This window comes from Vibrio fortis, assembly GCF_024347475.1.
Lineage (GTDB): Bacteria > Pseudomonadota > Gammaproteobacteria > Enterobacterales > Vibrionaceae > Vibrio > Vibrio fortis.
This window is the reverse complement of sequence record NZ_AP025487.1, coordinates 2,314,949-2,333,116: the sequence shown is the minus strand read 5'-3', so window position 1 is coordinate 2,333,116 and position 18,168 is coordinate 2,314,949. Positions and strand designations below refer to the sequence as shown.

Sequence of the window (18,168 nt, the reverse complement as noted above, 5' to 3'; positions counted from 1 at the left end):
CTGCTTAAGTTCCTACTTAAGCAGCATAGTTTTCATACTCAGTTTGGTTGTATAAAAGCGACCATATAATTCGTGCGTTCTTCGCGGCAAGTGCCACTATCGCTCGATTCATTCCTCTGCGCTCCAGAACGCCTCGACACCACTGACTTAGCTTATCTTGCTTGTCGCCAAGGTTGGCAATCACGCTCCTTGCGCCGTGAACTAATAATCCGAATTCCGAAAGCAGAGCACGCATGCGATTCATAAGCGCGGTGCGTTCACGAACCCAATGCTCTCTCATTCTATGTACCGATAGGATGGCTTGTTGTTCGGGGGATTTTATGAGCACAAAGCGAGTTGAGGGGCGCTGAACAACTTTGTAAATAGTAACAGCATCATTAAGATCGTTCTTTCCCTTAGTTCGATAAGGAATTACATATTTAACAGCCATAACGCGGGCGTCATGTCCCAGTTTATTTAGTGTTCTAGCCCAATAATGTGCACCACCACACGCTTCAACCCCTATACGCATTAGTGGCATATTTGCTATTTTAGTCAATAGTTTAGAGCGTGTTACTGACTTATTAAGTATGACTTTACCATTTTGGTCTACGGCATGAAGGCTAAAGTGGTTCTTAGCTAGGTCGATACCGCAAAAATAAGAATAATCAGACATGATGCCTCCGATGCATTTAAGTACCACATAAGTGTGGCAGATCCTCGTTAGGGGGAATCTATGTCATTCGTTAGCTCACTTATTTGAGTTTGGTATATATGAAAAGAATAAAAAGAAACCCAGAGAAATTTGAACCGATAGACCTTTTTAGTTCTATTGGCTTGGAATATAACTACAATTTGCAGAGTCCAGAAGATAGGGACGACTTCGTTCAAAGAGTTTCGGATTCTTTGACTTCAGCTCAAAGCAATGAAAGGGTGCTGTTCGGGAAAAGAGTCGAGTCTTCTTTTCCTATTGTTGTAGGTGCTTTAGGTAAAGTATCGTTTATCAAACAAGAAGACTCTGGTACTAGTTTCTCGACAAATGAGAAAATTAAGCTTCCGGATTATAGAGTTACAACTGTAACCGGTGAGCAATACCTTGTTGAAGTAAAGAACTGTCATTCTGAAGATATCAATTATGAATATCCATTCCGCAATGATTACCTTGCGGAGCTGCAAGCATATGCTGAAATGAACAAAGTACCTCTAAAGTTGGCTATATACTTTTCAAAATATAATCAATGGGTTCTGCTTGACCCTAGCTCTTTGATTGAACAGTCAAAGCGTTATGTGACTACTTTCATTAATTCAATTGCTAAAAATGAAATGGGTACATTTGGAGATGTCTTAATCGGTGCCAAGCCAAAACTAGAGTTTGTCATTGTCAATGATACTGATAACACAGATCCGATTGGAGATGATGGTCAAACAGCAATTTTGATAAAAGAAGTAAAGCTTAAGTGTGCAGGTGTTGAGCTTAAAGCAGAGTTAGACAAGAGCATTGCGTTTTATCTCACTCGATATGGTGACTGGATTGAGTCTTCAGTTACCCCAGTAGTGAGTGATAATAAAGTTGAATCTATTATTTTTACATTTGAGCCTGAGCATCCTTCTGAGAATTATGGGTTTGATATGATTGGCTATTTAAGCTCCATGATTAGCGCTGCCTACAGAGAGCGGACAATCAGAGACGACAAGATTGTTGCGATTGATGCTAACGTAGACCCCGCTCAGTTTAATATTGGAATTCCTGATGATTATAAAAGTGACGAACTACCGTTATGGCGCTTCCATATTCAACCAAACTTTGAAAAGGAAATAGAGAAAATTTCATTGGAATCAGTGGGCTAACAACGTTTAAGGTTTAAAGGTACTTTTTCTTATGTGAGCTAATGTATCTAAGTTATTTAAGCTAAAAAGCTTTTGTCCAGAGACTTCACAGAGTGATATTTTTACACATGTTACTTTTCTCCCAAAGTGCCTGCTAACTAAGATCCGCCCGCCCCAAGCTAGTCGGTAATATGGAATTAACGGTTTTAATTGCTTTGATGCAAACATACTAAATGATGAGTAAAATATGACTGCTCCCTACTATGTAAAGACTGTCGAACACACACTGAACAATCAGAACTAGAGGTAGTTATTAAAATGCTAAAACATTTTACATTGGCATGCATGTTATTGGTTTCTTTTATCAAGTTCACATCTGTAGCTCTCGCAAACGATGATTCGCTTGGGTTGTTTATCGATGCAAGCCCGCAATGCCCTTTTAGTCAGGACGAATTAATGGGTAAGATCCAAGGGGAGTTCGTTAAGGCGAGAGTAAAGCCATCACAAGATCGCATACACTTCTTACGCATTTCCTTGCACTGTATTGAAATAACACAGCGCAATGGATTTAAAACTGGGGTGGCTCTGCATCAAGACATAAGATTTGGTACCACACTCGATAACGGCACAGTCGTCTTGGAAGAGCACAATCGCGGAATGATGCTAGTTGGTTCAGGCGATGTGTCTTCAAAGGTTTTCTTTTTCAATAGCATCAAAGATATTGTTTCGGAAGCACTTATAACCTATATAGAAACCCCGAATGCTACTACTTTACAGCAATATAATTACATTATTCAGTTAATGGCATTACGAGATAGAAATAACGCAGAAGCAGTAACAAAAGATTTAAGAAAGCGTGGCTACAATACACACGTAAAAGAAGAAGAGTCATCTAATAGAATCATTGTTCTCCCAGAGCCTGAATATGGGTATGAGCAGGTTATTCAAATTGTTGAAGAACTTGAAGATATCACAGGCTCGCGAGGGCAAGTGTTAAAGTTTAGGCCTAAATTATAACCAAAAGACCAGCGATACTGGACATATGACTATGCGACTTTCCATATCTGATCTAATTTATGATCTTCTAGTTTATACAAATCCGTAACAAGGTTTTGTCCAAAAACGTTTCATAGAGCCAAGCTTTGGGACAAAAGTGATTTAACCTTTAGAGTCATCACAATTTAGATGTCAAACCGCAGGACTATGATGATCGTGAGCTGTTTAAAAGTGGTTTTGACATTAGATGTCAGCTCCATCTTATCGTCAGAATTCTCAGGTTATGGTAATCGTGACTGGTTCAATAGTGGTATTGATGTTTGTGAGGGCTCTATATTGAGAGCAGATTTTCACAGTGGCAATGTGATAGGTTAGCCCTATACTTTATGTAATTTTTGAGAGCATATTAGTGAGTGCCTTATTTCAGATAATATCCGACCTGCATGAGGAGTTCTGCGGAACTACTATCATGGATTTAGTTAATCCTGATGCTGATATTGTGATTGCTGCCGGCGATATAACACATGGTGTCGGGCTAGCAGAGTTAGCATTGCAAGCTGCAAAATCTAATCCAGATATTGAGTTTATTGTTATTGCTGGCAACCATGAGTTCTATCAGAGAGGCTTTGATTATCAGGATTACCTATCTTGCATTCCTATTTGGAATAAATTAAGCAACAACCTACACTTCCTAGAAAACACTTCTGTAGTCCTTAGCAAATTTGACCTTGAGTTATTTGGTGGAGTTGGCTGGTCTAATATTAGTAAGCTGAACGAAGTCAATACACTTTCTTTACAGTTGAAAGTTCATGACTTCAAAAGCATCTCTGTAAATAACCAAGTGCTGACACCCTCGAAAATGAGAGCACTGAACTGTGAGTTTAGAAACGCTTGTATTAAATCTATGTCCACTTCCACAGCACAAAACAAGCTGGTTGTGACCCACTTCCCACAATCCGTTGAACTGAGGCATTCAAAATATCCAGTAGATCTTTTGACGTGTTATTTCTGTTCTGACGATAATGAGTTAATCCGAGAGCTAGCTACGCACGGTGTGGGAGTGATGGTAAGTGGACATACTCATGACAATTTCGATTGTATTGTTGAGGGTGTTAGGCAAATCTCTAATCAGATTGGCTACCCACACGAGGATGGCAACAGAAAAAGCCTCCTTAATTCACGAAGATTGTTTAGGTTATTTAATTGACCGTGTTTAATGCTAATAGCATTGAATGTGGTTACGTATGCTTGATTTTTGTTCTTTGAGGGCAAGATGTGAGCAAAAGTATCTGTTTTATCTGATTTTTTATCTATCGTACTCATAATTTTTTTATTTCTGACCTATTTTAGATGAGTTAATGATTCATGGTGGTCTACGGCAATAATGAACGATTTAATAGTGGTTTTGACATTGGGATTATCCTAGATCTGGTGATGTACATATTCATTGAAGTGACTCACGCGGTAGCTCGCTTTGGGACATAAAGTGCCTTAGTGCGACTGCTCTAAAGCACTTCTGCTCCTTTTCTCGTTAGTGCAATCGAAGATCACCGCAACGATTTTAGGCTTAGCTGCCGAAATCTAGCGTGAGTTTATCTCCATGCGCACGAAAGAAGCACTGGCAGCACGGAAAAAGAGTGGGATGGCACTGGGTCAGCCAAAGGGTGAAGCAAAGACACTCAAACTGGATGTCCCTATTGGGGAAATGACAAACTCACTTTGGTATCGATAGAACAATAAGTGATCAATCATTCTTTCTGGGGTAATCTATATTCATCGGATTGAACATGATGTCATCGAGGCTCAATGCAAGAGAAAGTAAATGATTGGCTAGATATAGCAGAGCGAGTTCTAAACCTAATCAGACCCAAGGCTTACAACACTATAGCTAAGGCTGTCGTCCTTACTGGTATAGGTCTTATAGTTGAGTCACAGGTGAACTTTCTTCATGCAGTGGTAGTGGCACTATTCGAAGAGTATATAGGCAAGTCCGAAATTCTTCGCTCTGTTCTTAATGCTTCGAGTGATCCCACAGTGGGCATCTTACTTGTTCTTGCGGGCATGGTGTATCACGTAGCTGTCACCCTTGGTAAAGACTTCATCGACACAAAAAAAGCAGAGCTACCAAAGTATCCTGTACTCAGTTGCTTTCTACTGAATGGCGATAGAGAGAAGTTAGATTCAGAATTCACTGTACGAGGTAAGCTAGTCTGTCTTCCAGATAGCGATAGCATTCCAGATCAAGAAGAGCCTATATTTGATGAAGCTATCTATGGTCACAACGCTTCTATTTTCCGTACGATGCAGGCCATCCACAGATCTCCCTTTGGTGATCAACTAAATAAGAGCTTATACCGAGAGCGAGCAGATGTATTAAAGGAGTGGGCTGGGGCTGAGATTCTTTACTTAAACATCTCGAATGATAGTAGTATCTTAGCTAGCGGGGTTTCTGTTGTACTTACAATCCCTCGCTACAAAGGATTATCAATCAAAGTACCTGATAACAAATATCCACCAGAACCCAAATCAGTACGTAAGTACGACGATAAATTCTCCCTCATACTTCCTAGCTATAACAATGTATCAATGCCGGATTTATGGGTATCTTCAGATACTAAGAACTACCACATCAAATGGAAAGTAAATCGTCTTCAAGCACAAACTGAGCTGGAGGCGGATGAATGCGTACTGTTGAAGACTGATAAGCCAATTGATGTTCAATGCACTATTTTTTGCGATGAGTTACCAGAGCCAGCTCGGACAACATTCAGAGCGAACCCACCACAAGATACAACCGTTATCTCTGTAGATGAGCTATCAGATGAATCCTGTTATAAAGCTTTAAGCGACAAGCTAATTATGGAAGGCTACGTCCTAAGAGTTTTTGAAGAAATGGTTGAAGAGTGTGAAATGGAAAGAAGCTAGGTGACCCTAGCTTTCTACTACTTATTCCAATGACGCTTAACTGTGAGATACCGATACCTAACTCTTTCTCTGTAGCGCTTTGAGACAATCCCTCTGCTTTGCATCGCTGTACATTTTTAGTGGTATCTTTTGCTGCTGGTCTACCTAGCTTCTTACCTTCATTTTTCGCGCTATTAAGCCCTTCCTGAGTGCGTTCTCTGATTCGGTTTCCTCACCATAGGGACAAAAGCGAGATACAGATTTTTCAATCATCAATGACTATGCTTAACAGCGTCTTGTAGTGTTTCCCAAAATTTTCTTCATGGTTAAGGCCAAGAATGCACGCGAACTGAGCGATTTTTACCGCTACTTCTACTGAGAGGCCATCATTAAGTAAACGGGTCTCAATGTATTCATAAACAAGATCGCTTGTTTCAATATTCATCATTTTCGAAGCGTATTCGATCTGTATTGATGTACTATTGTGAGTCACCTTCGGGAATCTCCTTTGCTGAGGGACAAAAGCGCCTTAGATTGATAGTAGAGCTTTAGTTACGTTATCGACAGAGAGAACATTGCCGTAAACTCTAGACGATGAGTCTTTATTGCTGTAGAGCTGGACTTTACTGCAACTTTTGTCGAAGTCCATTTTTATACCCCAAACATCTCCCGAGTGAGGGCGATTATCCATCAATTCCTTTGCAATAAGGCTTTCGATGTCAGAAAGTGCCATCAAGATAAACTGGTCAGGCACCACTCGCACTAAAAGGTGTGCATTTGTCGATAGACGGTCGAGATTGACCTTACGTAAATCAAACCAATAACCACCAGTTTTATTTTGAGCAACTGATGGCGATATAACGCTTATTGCTTCTTTGAAAAATACCGTAGTATTTGAGAACTGCCTAAAACCATTATTTGTAAGCACTTGGATATTGTGGTGTCTTGTAGATTCAGTCATCATCTCTCCCTGTTCAAGCTGCGGCAGTGCCTCTTCACTTGGTACAAGGTCTTGAAGTTGCCTCAGTTTAGATATGGAAATTTGGTATTGCCCATTTCTCGGCATAGGCTTTCCTGTGAAACGTTAGAAAACTCTAGATCCAGAACCATTATAGATTGTGTTTAACCTTAGCAATGGGTCTAAACTCATAGTTTTAGGAGGGTAATGATGAAATCACCAACGTCAGTCAAAAAGCTAGAAGATTTGGGGCGAACTCAACTTTCAAAAAACTACTTCATGCGTGATTTTTTATATTCTGAAATTTCACAGATAGAAAGGATACCTAACATCCCCGATTTCCCAGATGTTGCAATTGAAGCAGGAAAAAACTTATGCTCTCATTTGCTTGAGCCTATCGAAAAAGCGTTCGGCCGGGTTTCGATACGTTCGGGTTATCGCTCTCCATCAGTTAATGCTAAAGGTGCCGAAAATAGCAATCAATACAATTGCGCGAGTAATGACAAGAACTATGGTAAGCATATATGGGACTATCGGGATAAAGATGGTTGTTTAGGAGCTACCGCTTGTATTGTAGTGAACTCGTTTATTCCTTATTACGAACGTACCCATCATTGGCAAGCATTGGCTTGGTGGATTCATGATAATTTACCGGAATACTCAGAAATGTATTTCTTTCCTAAGTTGGCCGCCTTCAACTTAACGTGGAGTGAAAGGCCAAAGAAAGTAATAAAAAGTCACATTACTGGCTCTCGAGGAGTTCTCACTAAACCAACAATGGCAAACTTCAAAGGCAGTCACGCTGATGAGTACGCCACACTCCTAGAGGAACTACAAAATGAGCGGGTTACGTGAAACCTCCGAGCTTTGGGACAGAAGTGCCTTAGACATACTTAACTTGGGATAAAGCAACTTAGATTGCTGTTGTGTTTAACTCTTCATTGTATCCTGTAACCCTACCTGCATTATCAACTAGAATTACACTTGTCTAAATGGATTGAGGGTGAATTGAGGAATGATTCTGGGCAAATTGTTGGTATCGGCTACTTACGCAGCTCGAATACCGCCAGAACTATATAATGAAGAAAGTGACATAACTTTCTTTGAGTTTGCCCTGTTTGTGCTAAGTATTTGTATTATAATATTTTTATTTATTCTGGTTCGCAATCTTATAAGGGATGCTAGCAGACTAATCATAGACACTTGGCGTTTAAAAACTCGCACACCAAGAGTACAAGTGCACCATAGCATTGCATTCCCTAAAAATAGGGTCGTCTATATTAGCGACTTTAATATTCCCCTGCCAAAACCTTTAAACACTAGCCTTCATGCATCCCTCAACATCTGGATTTTTCCATATGCTTTAAGAGAATCAAGTGGCTATTCGTCTTTTGCGCAAGCCATAAACTATCAGCCCATACTGCTTCTAGAGGATGATGAGCAGAGTAATATTGTTATGCTCGTCAATGATCGGGAAATTTATAGGGTTCCTTTACATTTCCGATGGAGAGGCCTTCATGGTTATTCTCAGTTAATGATATATTCGGATCAAGTTACTCTAGATGGAGAAAGACTGAAACCTATTATGTATCAATCTACTAGTTAAGTTTCAGTATCAATATTGCTCTCGTAGATAGTTTATAGCCTTCTCCAAGAACATCTGGCGAAGTTGTTCGGTTCTTTGCTATGAAAAGATAAGTTTAATATCGTTGCATTAGTTGTAGTGGCACGCTGAAGTTGACCACTTAATAAGATCTCTAGTACGAACCTGTTCCGGCTAGCTCTGGGACAAGAGCGCCTTAGTGCGACTGATCTAAAACACTTTTGCCCCATTATTGGTTTCGCCAAAAAACCACGCTATCGATTGAGTGAATTTTGACCAAATATAACTAATCTGACACCCAAAACTCACAAAGTACGAAAAATGGGGGGCATTGTGCTATTCTTGCCCCAAATGAACACGCTGATTTTTGCATTATAAATCGCTCTGAAATCGTTATAAACTTTTAAGACAGTATGGAATTGTATCGCTTGATTAAGCGTCTAAAATCTTAGCTAAAAGCGTTTGACGTGCTTTAAGGGCTGTTTCTGATAGGAAACCCACAGATTTTACATAATAGGAATAATCGACACCTAATAATCTGTAGCTACAGATTGTTAGGTGTTGTACATCATTTAGTGGAGAATGATTAGGTTTCGGATTAGAAATCGATATGTTCATACAACAAAGCTGTAGTGCTGCATAAATTAACGAGGTCGTATTAAATGTTTGGATTAAAACGAATCAAATCAGAAAATGAGCTGCTAAAGCAAGAATTAGCAGACCTCAAACAGAAGTACCAAACTGACGTTGCCGCTCTGGAAAATCAGCTCCAAGAGGTTCAGCAGCTTGTTCGCTCCGCTCAACAGGAACACCACTATAGTGATGAGTTGATGTCGAACAGTTTGAAAGGTGGAGATATGCTCCAAACCATTCGAACAGAGATGGTGGAGAATGCGCAATCTATGGCGCATGAAAACCAAGAGCTGCAACAACTAGATGAAATGTTTAAGCAGACTCATCAAGCTCTTGCTCGTCTTGATAACCGAGCCGTGAAGATCAGCACGGAAGCCTCACAAAGCATTGAGTCTGTTAAAATATTAGATAAAACTGCCATTTCTATTTCCCTTCTTGTATCGACTATTCAAGAGATTTCTGATCAAACGAATTTGTTGGCATTAAATGCAGCGATTGAAGCAGCACGAGCTGGTGAAGCAGGCCGCGGATTTGCCGTGGTGGCAGATGAGGTAAGAAACCTTGCAGGCAAAGCCAGCGAAGCCAGTGAGCAGATTGATTCTTTGGTAAACCAAGTACTAACGCAAGTGAACGCGATTAAAACCTCGATTGATAAAAACCAAACTTGTGCTGAGGAAGTGTCTGCCTCTTCTGCGCAGATTGGTTCTATTGTCAACGAAGTGGTCGTGAAATCGGAACACATGCAACAGGTAATCCATGTTGCTTCCACACGCGCTTTCTTGGATACGGTCAAACTCGACCACGCCATTTGGAAGAACAATATCTATCGTCTCCTACAAAAAGGCTTGTTCGGTGAAACCGTTAATAGCCACTCTGAGTGTCGCTTGGGGCAGTGGTACTACCGCGGCGATGGCAAGGCTTACAGCCACTTAAGAAGCTATGCATTGCTTGAAGAACCACACAAAGGCGTGCATGACGGTGGACGTGAAGCAATGAGTCAAGCCAAATCTGACAACATGGTAGGCATGGTGACTGCAATTAACGCCATGGAAGACGCCAGCGAACAAGTAGTGGAACAAATTGACAATTTAATGAATGAGATTATTGGTGATTTAACGTAACGGCACTTAGTGCGCACCTAACCTAACCCAATACTTTTGCTAGCGCGATGCTACTCACCGCACTAGCACTTCACAAGTAAATTTGCCATACCTGTAGTTATTGATGGTTTTCTAATTTAGAAAAGGCACTGGCAAGGTTTTGTCCAAAAACGTTTCACAGAACCAAGCTTTGGGACAAAAGCGATTTGAGTCATCAAGCGAGTTAGTTTTCAATTTCTTTTGTTTATATTTGCAAATAGTGACGAGATCTTAAAAGCTATCGATAGCTGAATCGATATGTTGGTTGTAATGCTCATAAATATCAATTTCATATAAATGAGATAAGATTCACTAATCTGATATCTAGACAAAACTTTAAGCCCCCTTATCTTGAATATGGTTTTTGTTACCCCGTATATTCCATTGTGAGACTGATGACACACTATATGTTGTGTTTTTCGGTCGTAATACCTTGCGAAGGTTACATTAATACTCATTTGAATAGAGAGGTAAACAATTGGCTAGATGCACAGCACCATCAAGAGGACATCGTTCAGCGGCCGCCGCAGCTAATTGCCCGGCATGTGGTGGACGCTATAGTCGTTATGGAAGTGGAGGTTACAGTTCATACTCAACCTCATCTTACTCTCCATCTCGCATTAGTAGTAGCGAAACAAGTAGCAGTAAAAAGCCAAGTTGGTCTAAATCAGGCTCTTCTGTATCTTATACATCCGCTCAAATTCAGTCTCTTACACCGATACGCGAAACTGTCGAGACTCGTGCAGCACAACAACCAGATCTTCGAGATGTATTCTTGTGCCATGCATGGGGCGACCGTAAAGACGCAGCTAAAGAATTGCATGATTTACTTGAAGCAGCAGGTGTTAAAGTTTGGTTTAGCGAAAAGGATCTTGGACTTGGTGTGCCGATGATGCGCGCTATCGATAAGGGATTGGCCAACTCTCGAATAGGACTTGTATTGGTGACTCCAGCGATGTTGGAGCGGCTTCCAAAAGAGAGTGTCGCCGACAAAGAACTTTCAACACTATTAGCTGGCAACCAACTTATTCCAATTGTACATAACACATCTTATGAAGCCCTACGAAATGTCAGCCCCATGCTAGCATCCAGAACAGGTTTGGATACTTCTGAGGATTCAATGGAAGTTGTAGCAGAGAAAATTGCCGAGTTGGTAGATATCTAATTCGTAGGTTGAATACTGCCCAAAGAATCGCGCTCCTTCGGTGGGTAATCAATAGTCGTCTCTTGGCTGCGATATCTCGAATAACATAGTTATTAGGGACAAAAGTGCCTTAGCTCTATTGATACAAACGTTTGAAAAACGAACTTAGTCACATTTCACATGTGTGCTTAATTGTATATTTGTTTTAGTTCGGGTCTAGCGCCTGAGTGTACAGCGAAGTCTAATTAAATATATGGAGAGCAATGATGGCTACAACAGGAGAAAAACCGGGTAAAGGTAGTTATACCTGTAAGAAATGCGGTCAACAAGTCGACTTAGATGATCATGATGATACTTTACCACCATGCCCGAAGTGTGCTCACACTGAGTATTACAAAGGATAACTTCTTATTAATTGAAAGCCTGTCTCAATCAGTAACGTATAATAATGTTTGACTCTGATTGGGATAGAGTGTCTTAGTCTGTGTATTTCGATGCTTGCGAGCACCTGTTTCTAGCGTTCAGGGACAGAAGCGCCTTACTCCAACAACTTTAAGCGTTTCATACCCATATCATTTTCTTTCCGTTGACTTTAGTCACAAAAATTGAATGGCTACTGAGGCTTTGCTCTTCTAAACTTTATGCATATGGAAAAAGAGAGGTGCCGGAAGGTGAATAAGACAAGCGTATTTGTATGGATAGCATTAATTGTCTGGCTATTTATGGTTGCTTGCTTTTTTGATTATATTGAAAAAGAAAGCTCTATACCTGTTATCCATGAATTCCATCTGGAGGACTCAAGTGAATAATGAACACTCACCAATGTTCAACGTTATGGAAACTTTAATTGCGTTAGCATTGGGCATAACTCTCAGTTTATTCTTTTCATTTAAAACTCAAAACTCTCTTCTAGAGGCTATTGAAAGCTCGCACGTTGCCCATTCAGCAAGCCTTGTCCATATGAGAAGCTATGTTCATCTAACTCAGCCAGAAGACGTTGACTACAAGATAAATAAACTACTTTCTGAAGTACAAGAGCTAACTTACGAGTTAAACACTTTAAAGGAAGCTAGCAATGACGTTAACGTTAGATTTCCTCAAATGCTTTGGTTAGGCAATTCACTTCCTTCTGTAGTTGATGAGTACGTAAAAACTGCTGATAGACAATTGGCATTACTTGAGAAAATACTTAAAGCAAAACAACAAACTGTATCAGAATCTTTATTAAACGAATTAGAGAAACAAGTTTTTTCAGAAGAGATGGATGAAGCAGCGGAACATGTTCACGAACGTTTGATGGACAACATATTCTTAACCAGCGAAGCAACCGTTTATACCTTGATACTATTGATTATTTTAGTCTTCTCTGTCGTGTTCCTTTACCTTAACCACTACATTATAGAATTGAAAAAAACCAAGTTAGCGTTACAAGGGGCTGTAAATAAGGCGGAGGAAGCCAGCTTAGCTAAGTCTATGTTTTTAGCAACAATGAGTCATGAGATAAGAACCCCAATTAATGGTGTTATAGGAATGACGCAGTTACTCATCTCTGACAATAAAGATTCAACTATTCAGACACACTTAGACACGCTTTTAGAGTCAGGTGAACACCTAATGGCAGTCATAAACGAAATTCTTGATTTTTCAAATCTAGAACAAGGAAATCTAGTTTTTGTTGAGGAAGAGTTCGAACTAAACAAGCTATTGATACCAATAAAAAACTCTTTTTATCCGCTGTCTTCTGACAAAAACCTTCAGCTTATATTCGATACCAGTAGTTTGCCTGAAGATCTTGTTTTAGTCGGAGATAAAGCTCGTATACGTCAAATTATTTACAACTTGGTGGGGAATGCCATTAAGTTTACCTCTGATGGGCAGGTTAAAGTTATTTTAAAATATGACAATGAAAAAAGTGAGCTTTTTATTCAAGTCTCTGATACTGGAGTTGGTATACCATCACATCGTTTAAACGGTATTTTTAATGCGTTCGAACAAGCGGATGTTAGAACGATGCACGAATTTGGAGGTACAGGGTTAGGTTTATCCATAGTAAAAAAATTATGTTTATCAATGGGTGGGGATATTACAGTCACAAGTGAGTTAGGTTCAGGAAGTTGCTTTGTAGCAAAAGTGACAAGCCCAAGAGGAACCACCTTCCAAGATAAAAGAAAGATCTCAAACGAAGAAGACTTTTCCGGTAAGTCAGTCCTTATCGTTGAGGATAACCGGATTAATCAACTTGTTGCTAAACGCTTGTGTGAAAAGCTAGGGCTTACTACTTCTATTGTATCTAACGGTAAAGAAGCTGCTGAAAGAGTACGCCAATGTTCTTTTGACGTAATCTTGATGGATCATCAAATGCCACATATGGGAGGCATAGAAGCGACAGAATTAATACGAAATGAGTATGCTTATCAAGGGGTTATTCTTGGTTGTACCGCTGATGTTACCAAAGAAACAGCGATAGCATTCGTTGATGCTGGTGCCAATGGTGTAATAACAAAGCCCTTACAATTAAACTCTTTGGGAGAGTCAATAGCACACAGCGTAACGCTGGTTTGTAATGTAAATCATGCCCATAATATTGCGTTGGAATAGAAGCTAGTTCATTTGATACCCAAGCTAGTGTTAATTCGTCTGGAATCGAGACCCGCTTTGGGACAAAAGCGCCTTAGAGCTACTAACTTAGATTACATCTTAGGCGATATAGCAGCACTTGAACCAGTGCCGCTCACAAAACAAGCGTAAGCTGAGACTACGCCAGAAACGTTATCCCCATCTACGCTCTGCAACAGCGGCAAGAGTTATTAGGCTAACTCGACATGTTCTTTCAGTTTGTTTTTATAGCGCTCATAAAGCGAATCCCATACATCTTCACTTACCATGCCTAGTGGTACGTATTCTTCAAAAATGACACCACTCTCATCAGGGTAGGCAAGCTCGGTATAGGCATAACGTGGGCCATCTGCATAAAGCGCTTCCCAACATTCGATGCATTCATCTTTAAACCATTCTTTTTTGATTGGCTCAGGGTCGTTATCCAGAAGATGAATTAAGTTTTTAGAATCAAAGAAATTATGCTCTTCACTTTTGACATCAAACAGGTAGCTAGAGAATAAAGCGATGGCTCTTCCGTCCCATAATCTGTAGCGGTGGTAGTGAGACGTATAACGCTCCTTCACTCGATCGAGAAGGTGACGTTCACATAAAGCGCTTAAGTCTTTGTTCCTCAATGTTGGGACTTCTGGAATTGGTTCAATGTCATAAAAGCGTCTATGGCCAAACAAGTAGCGCTGAGTCAACTTTGCGGCGATGGAATCAACGGAACCTTTAAGTGCAATGTCGTTGCATGGCAGTTTTTGGGAAGAGTCTGCAATTTTGTTGGCTAGCGCCTTAACAATGTCTGTAGTGGTTGATTTGACTTTCTCAACCAATTTTAAGCTTAAATACCCTTGAGCTGAGATTTTTAAAATTCCCTTTCGTGCAGGAATATAGCGTGGAGAGGAAAGCGTGAGTGCTGTCGCGGTGTCTAGTGATGTCAAAGTCGCTTGCTGGTCTAAGTCAACGTTTAGGTAATCGCAGAACGCTGCCAACTGCTCTTTAAAGTCGTTCAGTAACTCAAGTCTTTCGTTTTCTAGTTCTTGAAGCTCTTCTTTCGAAGCATCTTGATAATCCATAACTGACATATTGTTCTCCTCACAATGCATTCAGTTGCCTTAATATATACTCCCTCCCAAAAAAAATCTGATGATTTTGACGGAAACTCAAGTCGTTAGGGTGAAATTACATCAAAAAAAGACAATATGCTCCTGACCTCATAAAACCATACTTTACAGAGTTATAAATTAAGGATTTTTGTGATTCGACTGGTATCATAAGGCAAATTTTTCGAATTCAAGAAATCAGCAATGAACGAACAAGAACAACTATTCCTCAAAGAGCTGGAAAGCAAGCTCTGGACAGCGGCAGATAAGCTACGTTCCACTCTCGATGCAGCACAATACAAACATGCTGTGCTGGGCCTAATCTTTGTTAAATATGTTTCTGATGCGTTTAAGCTGCGTCAGGACGAGATCAAAGCTGACCTTGCTAACCCGGAGCATGAATACTATCTAGATCCGGCAGACTTCTCTGAAGAAGAGTTAGCTGAAGAGATTGCGATCGAGCTTGAACAACGCGATTTCTACACCGAGAAAAACGTGTTCTGGCTGCCTACGGAGTCTCGTTGGCAGTTTCTACAAGACAACGGCCCATTGGTCATTGGTGGTGCTGACCTTGAAATTGACGGCAAGGTGAAGAAAATTACATCGGTTGGTCACCTTATCGACAATGCTTTAGAGGGTATTGAGCGTGACAACCCTAAGCTGAAAGGCGTACTGAACAAGTCATACTCTTCGTTGAAGATTGATCAAGCCAAGCTGAATGAGCTTATCAACCTGATAGCGACTATCCCGTTTGTTCATGCTGACCTAAACAGCAAAGACATCCTCGGTCATGTGTACGAATACATGCTTGGTCAGTTTGCGCTTGCTGAGGGTAAAAAAGGTGGTCAGTTCTATACGCCTGCCTCTATCGTATCGCTAATCGTTGAAATGATTGAACCGTTTGAAGGTCGTGTTTATGACCCTGCAATGGGTTCAGGTGGTTTCTTTGTACAGTCAGAGAAGTTTATTGAGCGCCATGCTAACGAGAAGAAAGTAGATGCACTAACGCAGAAGCAGAAGATCTCAATTTACGGTCAAGAGTACAACCACACGACGTGGCAGCTAGCGGCTATGAACATGGCTATCCGAGGTTTGGATTACGACTTCGGTAAAGAGCCAGCAAGTACCTATACCAATGTACAGCATCCAGATCTGCGCGCTGACTTTATCATGGCAAACCCTCCATTCAACATGAAAGAGTGGAACACAGGTGTTGATGATAACGATCCTCGCTTCAAATACGGCCAACCGCCAGCAGGTAACGCCAACTTCGCATGGATGCAGCACATGCTTCATCACCTTGCTCCAGACGGCTCTCAAGCGCTTCTATTGGCGAACGGCTCGATGAGTTCGACCACAAACAATGAAGGTGAGATCCGTAAATCGCTTGTCGCAAACGATCTTGTTGAATGTATGGTAGCGTTACCCGGCCAACTGTTTACTAACACCCAGATCCCAGCGTGTATTTGGTTTTTAACTAAGAACAAAACCGCTCGCACAGATAAAGCAGGTCGCAAACTACGTGCGCGTAAAGGTGAAGTACTGTTTATTGATGCGCGTAACCTTGGTTACATGAAAGATCGTGTTCTACGTGACTTTAGTTTTGATGATATCCGCAAAGTAGCAGACCTATACCACGCATGGAAAACAGGTGAAGAAGTTCATGGTGTTGGCTACGAAGACCAAGCTGGTTTCTGTAAATCAGCAATGCTTGAAGAGATCACTAAGCATGACTTTGTTCTCACTCCGGGTCGTTATGTTGGTGCTGCTGAAGAAGAGGATGATGGTATTCCTTTTGCTGAGAAGATGGCTGTGCTGACTTCTAAGTTGGCTGAACAGTTTGCAGAATCGGCAACGCTAGAGGCTGAAATTAAGAAAAACCTAACGGGGTTGGGTTATGAGCTTTGATTTGCCTTTTGAGTTACCTGTAGGCTGGGAAGTACTTACAGTTGATGAGCTAGTGAAGAACAAAGTCATTGCTAAACCATTGGATGGTAATCACGGAGGAATCCACCCTAAAGCCTCAGATTATGTTGAGTCGGGTGTTCCATTTGTCATGGCATCTGATCTATCTGGTGGCCGTGTTGACCTGACAACGTGTAAGTTTATCACTGACGAACAGGCTTCAAGTTTGAGGAAAGGCTTTTCTAGAGTTGGTGACGTTTTGTTATCTCACAAAGCTACGATTGGTCGAACTGCAATAGTTCAAGACAATGATCACGACTATATTATGCTAACCCCTCAAGTGACCTATTATCGGGTATTGGATGAGAGTAAGTTAAGCAACATTTACCTAAAATCATATTTTGATTCGCGCTACTTCCAGAGTATTTTGGGCTTATGGGCAGGTTCAGGTTCAACTAGGGCTTACCTTGGAATCACAGGTCAGCTAAAGCTACCAGTTATAGTTCCACCAATCGATATTCAAAAAGAGATTTCTGGACAAGTAAACGCTCTGACTAAGAAAGTTACTGTTAACAACCAATTAAACAAAACCCTAGAAGAAATAGCTCAAGCCATTTTCAAATCATGGTTTGTCGATTTCGATCCGGTTAAAGCCAAAATGAATGGCGAACAACCGGAAGGAATGGATGATGTTACTGCCTCGCTATTCCCAGAAAAGCTCGTTGAGTCTGAGCTAGGGTTGATCCCGGAAGGTTGGGAAGTCGGAACACTGGATAGCCACACATCTATGATTATTGATCATCGTGGCAAAACACCTAAGAAGTTAGGTAGTGATTGGGTTGAGGAAGGTTACCCAGCGATATCTGCAAAAAACATTAAATCCAAAAAGATTGTTCGCCCAGACACAATTCGTTTTATCGATGAAGCTACATACAAGAAATGGATGAAAGAGCCGCTTATCAAAGGTGACATCATCATGACTTCTGAAGCGCCTATGGGCGAGCTGTACTTCTTTGATGGTTCAGAAGATTTTTGTTTAAGCCAAAGACTATACGGTCTCAGAGCTAACAGTGATGTTTGTAGTCCAGAATTTTTGTTTAACTGGCTCCAAACAACAAAAGCAAAGGCAGATATGGAAGGGCGAGCTTCTGGTACAACTGCATTAGGCATTAAGCAAGCTGAGCTTCGTAAGGTTAAGATTTTGACCCCACCACTAGAACTTCTAGAAAAGTACAGTGCTGTAGCTAGTAATCTAGTCGATATGGCAGCGAAAAATAATGCACAAAATACAGTTCTTGAAGACCTGCGTGACACCTTGCTTCCTAAATTGCTTTCCGGCGAAATCGAGTTAGAAACGGCAACCAAGAACTAATCAA

Annotated in this window: 15 protein-coding genes and 1 pseudogene; 12 read left to right on the top strand and 4 right to left on the bottom strand. The window is 40.8% G+C overall.

Annotated elements, in window-relative coordinates; translation table 11 throughout:
* Positions 1-16 precede the first annotated feature (16 nt).
* Positions 17-655: an IS110 family transposase gene (locus OCV50_RS10075; protein WP_261902956.1), complete on the bottom strand. Its 639-nt coding sequence runs from the start codon at positions 653-655 to the stop codon at positions 17-19.
* A gap of 98 nt (positions 656-753) precedes the next feature.
* Between OCV50_RS10075 and OCV50_RS10070 the strand changes: the two genes are divergently transcribed.
* The 5 genes and pseudogenes from OCV50_RS10070 to OCV50_RS10050 all read left to right on the top strand — a co-directional run bounded on the left by OCV50_RS10070 (position 754) and on the right by OCV50_RS10050 (position 5,727).
* Complete coding sequence (locus OCV50_RS10070) at positions 754-1,827, top strand: hypothetical protein (RefSeq protein WP_261902955.1); 1,074 nt, start codon at positions 754-756, stop codon at positions 1,825-1,827.
* 297 nt (positions 1,828-2,124) lie between these two features.
* Positions 2,125-2,823 (top strand): SPOR domain-containing protein, encoded by a 699-nt coding sequence (locus OCV50_RS10065; protein ID WP_261902954.1) that lies wholly within the window; start codon positions 2,125-2,127, stop codon positions 2,821-2,823.
* Between the two features lie 448 nt (positions 2,824-3,271).
* On the top strand, positions 3,272-4,009 hold the full coding sequence (locus tag OCV50_RS10060; RefSeq protein ID WP_261902953.1) for a metallophosphoesterase: 738 nt from the start codon (positions 3,272-3,274) through the stop codon (positions 4,007-4,009).
* A gap of 330 nt (positions 4,010-4,339) precedes the next feature.
* Positions 4,340-4,492, top strand: a pseudogene (locus OCV50_RS10055) (recombinase family protein); the annotation flags it as partial.
* A 116-nt stretch (positions 4,493-4,608) separates the two neighbouring features.
* Positions 4,609-5,727, top strand: a complete 1,119-nt coding sequence (locus OCV50_RS10050; RefSeq protein ID WP_261902952.1) for a hypothetical protein — start codon at positions 4,609-4,611, stop codon at positions 5,725-5,727.
* Positions 5,728-5,971: 244 nt separating this feature from the next.
* Here OCV50_RS10050 and OCV50_RS10040 read toward each other — a convergent pair whose 3' ends face one another.
* Positions 5,972-6,199: a hypothetical protein gene (locus OCV50_RS10040; RefSeq protein ID WP_261902951.1), complete on the bottom strand. Its 228-nt coding sequence runs from the start codon at positions 6,197-6,199 to the stop codon at positions 5,972-5,974.
* 36 nt (positions 6,200-6,235) lie between these two features.
* On the bottom strand, positions 6,236-6,772 hold the full coding sequence (locus OCV50_RS10035) for a hypothetical protein (RefSeq protein WP_261902950.1): 537 nt from the start codon (positions 6,770-6,772) through the stop codon (positions 6,236-6,238).
* A gap of 99 nt (positions 6,773-6,871) precedes the next feature.
* Between OCV50_RS10035 and OCV50_RS10030 the strand changes: the two genes are divergently transcribed.
* From OCV50_RS10030 to OCV50_RS10010, 5 genes are all read left to right on the top strand, one after another.
* The gene (locus OCV50_RS10030) at positions 6,872-7,519 is read left to right on the top strand and encodes a peptidase M15 (RefSeq protein ID WP_261902949.1); all 648 of its coding nucleotides are present in this window, start codon (positions 6,872-6,874) and stop codon (positions 7,517-7,519) included.
* A 1,410-nt stretch (positions 7,520-8,929) separates the two neighbouring features.
* Positions 8,930-10,021, top strand: a complete 1,092-nt coding sequence (locus tag OCV50_RS10025; RefSeq protein ID WP_261902948.1) for a methyl-accepting chemotaxis protein — start codon at positions 8,930-8,932, stop codon at positions 10,019-10,021.
* A gap of 496 nt (positions 10,022-10,517) precedes the next feature.
* Complete coding sequence (locus OCV50_RS10020; RefSeq protein WP_050649193.1) at positions 10,518-11,204, top strand: toll/interleukin-1 receptor domain-containing protein; 687 nt, start codon at positions 10,518-10,520, stop codon at positions 11,202-11,204.
* Between the two features lie 242 nt (positions 11,205-11,446).
* Positions 11,447-11,587: a zinc ribbon-containing protein gene (locus OCV50_RS10015; protein WP_022570822.1), complete on the top strand. Its 141-nt coding sequence runs from the start codon at positions 11,447-11,449 to the stop codon at positions 11,585-11,587.
* Positions 11,588-12,005: 418 nt separating this feature from the next.
* Positions 12,006-13,781: an ATP-binding protein gene (locus tag OCV50_RS10010; protein WP_261904155.1), complete on the top strand. Its 1,776-nt coding sequence runs from the start codon at positions 12,006-12,008 to the stop codon at positions 13,779-13,781.
* Positions 13,782-13,990: 209 nt separating this feature from the next.
* Here OCV50_RS10010 and OCV50_RS10005 read toward each other — a convergent pair whose 3' ends face one another.
* The gene (locus OCV50_RS10005; RefSeq protein ID WP_261902947.1) at positions 13,991-14,869 is read right to left on the bottom strand and encodes a hypothetical protein; all 879 of its coding nucleotides are present in this window, start codon (positions 14,867-14,869) and stop codon (positions 13,991-13,993) included.
* Between the two features lie 222 nt (positions 14,870-15,091).
* Between OCV50_RS10005 and OCV50_RS10000 the strand changes: the two genes are divergently transcribed.
* Positions 15,092-16,795, top strand: coding sequence for a type I restriction-modification system subunit M (locus tag OCV50_RS10000; protein WP_261902946.1), 1,704 nt, complete (start codon positions 15,092-15,094; stop codon positions 16,793-16,795).
* On the top strand, positions 16,785-18,164 hold the full coding sequence (locus OCV50_RS09995) for a restriction endonuclease subunit S (protein ID WP_261902945.1): 1,380 nt from the start codon (positions 16,785-16,787) through the stop codon (positions 18,162-18,164). Before OCV50_RS10000 ends, OCV50_RS09995 begins: the two co-directional genes overlap by 11 nt.
* Positions 18,165-18,168 lie beyond the last annotated feature (4 nt).